This window comes from Kitasatospora sp. Root107 (assembly GCF_001424875.1).
GTDB lineage: Bacteria > Actinomycetota > Actinomycetes > Streptomycetales > Streptomycetaceae > Kitasatospora.
The window spans coordinates 1-3,926 of sequence record NZ_LMCT01000062.1 but is presented as its reverse complement, the minus strand read 5'-3'; the positions used below and the strand labels follow the sequence as shown (position 1 = coordinate 3,926).

The window sequence follows — 3,926 nt, the reverse complement described above, 5'->3', positions numbered from 1 at the left end:
CATCGTGTCCATCTTCCGGTCCAGGCACTCGGCTTCGGTCGATGACAGCAACCTGATGAAGCTGTAGGCGGCGGACGGCCGCGCATCGGACCACCCAACGGCAGTGGCGCCAGGCCGAGTTCGCTGCCCCGGGCCCGGTTGACGCCGGCCCGCAGAAGCTGCCAGGTCAGCTGCTCGATCACCTGGTGGCTGAGCCGGTTCCCGGCTCCGACGAGTGGCCCGACCCCATGGAGCCTGCCGAGGCGCCGGCCGTGCAGCATCAGATGCGGGAAGGCCCGGGTCGGCTCGCCGGGACCGAAGCGGAGCAGCGCGTACGGAATGCCGTGCCGCTCCGAGGCGTGCCGTCCCATCCAGCCGAGCGGTGTCGCGAGGATCGCCTCCATGCCGTTGCAGGCGGCGTCGACGTCGGCGACCACCTGGGCCAGCAGGGGTTCGACGATCCGGCGGAACCGCCTGATCGTCCGCAACGGCGAGCCCCCGCCGACGAGTTCGCGGCCCGCCGGGGAGTGCACGATGTCCTGCGGGTCCACCCGGATCACGGCGTGCTCCAACCCCGCATCGGTGATCATCCGGGCATGGCGCGCACTCGCCGCCACCCGGACCCGGTGCCCTCTGGCGCGTAGCCCGGCGCCGAGGGCCACGCAGGGCTGGGTGTCGCCCCGGGAGCCGACGGCGAGGATCACGATCCTCACCGGGACGGCTCCCACCGGGTGATCTCGTCGGCCAGGTAGCGCGCCCGGGTCGCCCGGCGGGCGAGCTTCCCGCTCGACGTCCGGACGACGCCGCCGGGGGCGGTGACCACCACGTCGTCGGCGCGCAGATCGTGACGGGTCTTCAGTACTCGACGACCACCACCAGCCGTTCGGTGTCCGCGCCCGGAGCGGCGAAGGCCACCGCGCGGCCCGGGCGGATGCCGGGGTGGGCGGCGTGGACGGTGGCCTCGATGTCCTGGGGGTAGTGGTTGCGGCCGTCCAGGATGACCAGGTCCTTGAGCCGGCCGGTGACGTAGAGCTGGTCGTCGTGGAACACCCCGAGGTCACCGCTGCGCAGCCACCCGTCCGCTGCGAAGACCTCCGCCGAGCGGTCGGTGCTGCCCCAGTACGTGCGGGCGACGTTCGGCCCGCTGATCCGGATCTCCCCGACCCGGCCGGGGGCGCAGGGCTCCCCGGTCTCCGGGTCCGCGATCAGCACCTGCTGGCCCCCGGGGCGGCCGCAGGCCACCAGTTCGACGCCTGGTGACGCACCGTCGGCCTTCTGCGCCCGGCCCTCCAGCAGGGCGTCGGCGTCGAACAGCGTCGTCACCATCGGGTCGCGCGGCGGGGCGGTGGCCACGAAGACGGTGGCCTCGGCCAGGCCGTACACGGCGGTGGGCGCCTCCGGCCGCAGTCCGCAGCGGGCGAAGGCGGCGGTGAACCGGCTGACGGTGGCGGCCCGGATCGGCTCGGCGCCGTTCATGAAGACCCGGACCCGGGACAGGTCCAGGGTGGCCTTCTCCTCCTCGGTGACGCGCTTGGCGCAGTAGTCGTAGGCGAAGTTGGGCCCGGCGGTGTAGACGTCGTGCGGGGCGCCGGCCGCGAGTTCCAGCCAGCGGGCCGGGCGGAGCAGGAAGGAGACCGGATCGGTGAAGACCGAGCTGTCGCCGTGCGTCAGGGGCGCCAGCACGGTGAGCATCAGGCCCATGTCGTGGAACAGCGGCAGCCAGCTGACCAGGGTGGTCCGCCCGGCCACGGCCTCGAACGCGGTCCAGATCTGCTCGGCGTTGGCGGTCAGGTTGGCGTGCGTGATGACCACCCCGGCCGGGGCGCTGGTGGAGCCGGAGGTGTACTGGAGGTAGGCGGTGTCCTCGGGCCGGGCGGGTTCGGGCTGCCACTGGGCCGCGAGCAGGTCGCTCACCTCGTCGACGCAGACCAGGTCACCGGGCTGGGCGACGCCTTCGCCGGAGAGGAAGTCCTCCACCTGGGCCAGCGCCGAGCCGGTGGTCAGCACGGCCGCCGGGGCGCTGTCGTTGAAGGAGCGCAGCAGCCGCTCGCCGTGGGCGGGCAGGTCCGGGGTGAACAGCGGGACGGCGATCACCCGGGCGTAGGCGGCACCCAGGAACGCCGTCACGTAGTCCAGCCCCGACGGGGCGAGGATGGCGACCCGCTCCCCCGGGCCGGTCTGCTGGCGGATCCGGGCCGCGATCGCCCGGGCCCGGGTGTCGACCTGACGCCAGGTCAGCGTGTGCCGCGTCCCGGCCTGGTCGAGGGTGTGGTCGACATAGCCGTAGGCGGTCGCGTCCGGCCTGGTCAGAGCCCAGTGGGCGGCGCGGTCCACGAGCGGGATCATGAGGTCTCCTGGGTGCGGAAGAGCCGGAGCCGGTCCTCGCCGATCCGGGCGCGCTGCTCGTGGTCGGTGATGCCGAGGCCGTCCTGCGGGGCGAGGCAGCGCACCCCGACCTTGCCGGGATGGCGGTTGAGCTGGACGGCGCGGACCGCCTGTGCGGCGTCGTCCAGGGAGTAGACGGCGGAGAGGGTGGGCGTCAGCATGCCCAGGCCGAGCAGCCGGTTGGTCTCGTGGCACTCCTGCGCGTTGGCGCCGTGGCTGCCGATGATGCGCTTGGTCTTCATCCACAGGTGCCGGTTGTCGTAGAGGTGCTGGTAACCGCTGCTGGAGCCGCAGGTGACCACCGCACCGCCCCGGCGCGCGACGTACACCGAGGCCGCGAAGGTCTCCTGCCCGGTGTGCTCGAACACGATGTGCGGGTCCTCCCCGACCAGGCGGCGGATCTCCTCGCCGAGCCGTCGCCAGCTCTTGGGGTCCGTCATGGTGTCGAGGCCGAGCTCCCGGCGGTTGATCACCGCTGTGCAGCCCGCCTTCAGGGCCAGCTCCGCGCGCTCGGCCGAGCTGACCACCCCGACCGCGATGCCGCCGCCGTTGCGGACCAGCTGGGCGGCGTACCCGCCAAGACCGCCTGCTGCTCCCCAGATCAGGACCACGTCGCCCTGCTTCATCCGGGCCCCTCGGTCGCCGACCAGCATCCGGTAGGCGGTGGCGGCGCACAGGGTGTTGCAGGCGGCCTCCTCCCAGGTCAGGTGGGCGGGCTTGGGCATCAGCTGGGAGGCCCGGACGACCGCGAAGTCCGCCAGCGCCCCGAAGTTGGTCTCGTAGCCCCAGNGAGGTCATCGCGTCCTGCTGCGCGGCGGGCTCCTCCGGGTCGATCACGGCCGGGTTGACCACCACCCGGTCGCCGACCTGCCAGCGGCGTACGCCCGGCCCGGTGCGGACCACGACTCCGGTGGCGTCGGAGCCGATCACCTGGTGCGGCAGGTCGTGCCGGGGATCGGTCCGGCCGAGCCGGGAGAGGAAGGCGAAGGTCGGGACGGGTTCGAAGGTCGCGGACCAGACGGTGTTGAAGTTGACGGCGGCGGCCATCACCGCGACCAGCACTTCGTCGGCGGCCAGTTCGGGCGTGGGCACCGGGCCGACGTGCACGCTGCGGCGCACGTCCCGGTCCTGACCGGGCGTCAGTCCGTCGAACAGGCCGACGTCCTGCTTCCGCAGGTGGGCCGCCCGGTACTCGGCGGGGACCGCAGCCTGCCGGATCCGGTCCGGGTCGGCCCCGGCGAGGACCGCTTCGACAAGGTCGCTCACTGCGACAACCTCCTGAGGTGTTCGGCGATCAGGTCCACGCCGGGCGGGTCGATCAGGGTGAAGTGATGCCCCGGGACGGGGATCACCGTGAGGTCGGTGCAGTACTCGTCCCAGCCCAGCATCTCGTCGCGACGGTCGAACCGGGGCTCGTGCACCGGCCAGGGCGTCGGGTCGGTGGCGCGGAAGAGCAGCACCGGGCCGTCGTAGGGCCGGGCCCGGTAGCGCTCCAGCGCGCGGGCGTCGGTGTGCGAGCTGCGGTGGTGGCGCCAACTCGCCTCGCTGATCAGCTCGGACGC

Annotated in this window: 4 protein-coding genes and 1 pseudogene; all 5 read right to left on the bottom strand. The window is 73.1% G+C overall.

What is annotated here, in order from left to right:
- Positions 1–692, bottom strand: a 692-nt coding sequence (locus ASC99_RS31210; RefSeq protein WP_162257942.1) for a glycosyltransferase, incomplete at its 3' end; no start/stop codon positions are given.
- Positions 693–834: 142 nt separating this feature from the next.
- Positions 835–2,325, bottom strand: a complete 1,491-nt coding sequence (locus ASC99_RS31205) for a fatty acyl-AMP ligase (protein WP_369825211.1) — start codon at positions 2,323–2,325, stop codon at positions 835–837.
- A pseudogene (locus ASC99_RS41485) lies at positions 2,322–3,153 on the bottom strand (zinc-binding dehydrogenase); the annotation flags it as partial. The gene ASC99_RS31205 and the pseudogene ASC99_RS41485, both read right to left, overlap by 4 nt.
- A gap of 1 nt (position 3,154) precedes the next feature.
- On the bottom strand, positions 3,155–3,411 hold a 257-nt coding region (locus ASC99_RS42430; RefSeq protein WP_369825212.1), incomplete at its 3' end, for an alcohol dehydrogenase catalytic domain-containing protein.
- A gap of 215 nt (positions 3,412–3,626) precedes the next feature.
- Positions 3,627–3,926: hypothetical protein (locus ASC99_RS39565; RefSeq protein ID WP_162257941.1), on the bottom strand; the 300-nt coding region annotated here is incomplete at its 5' end.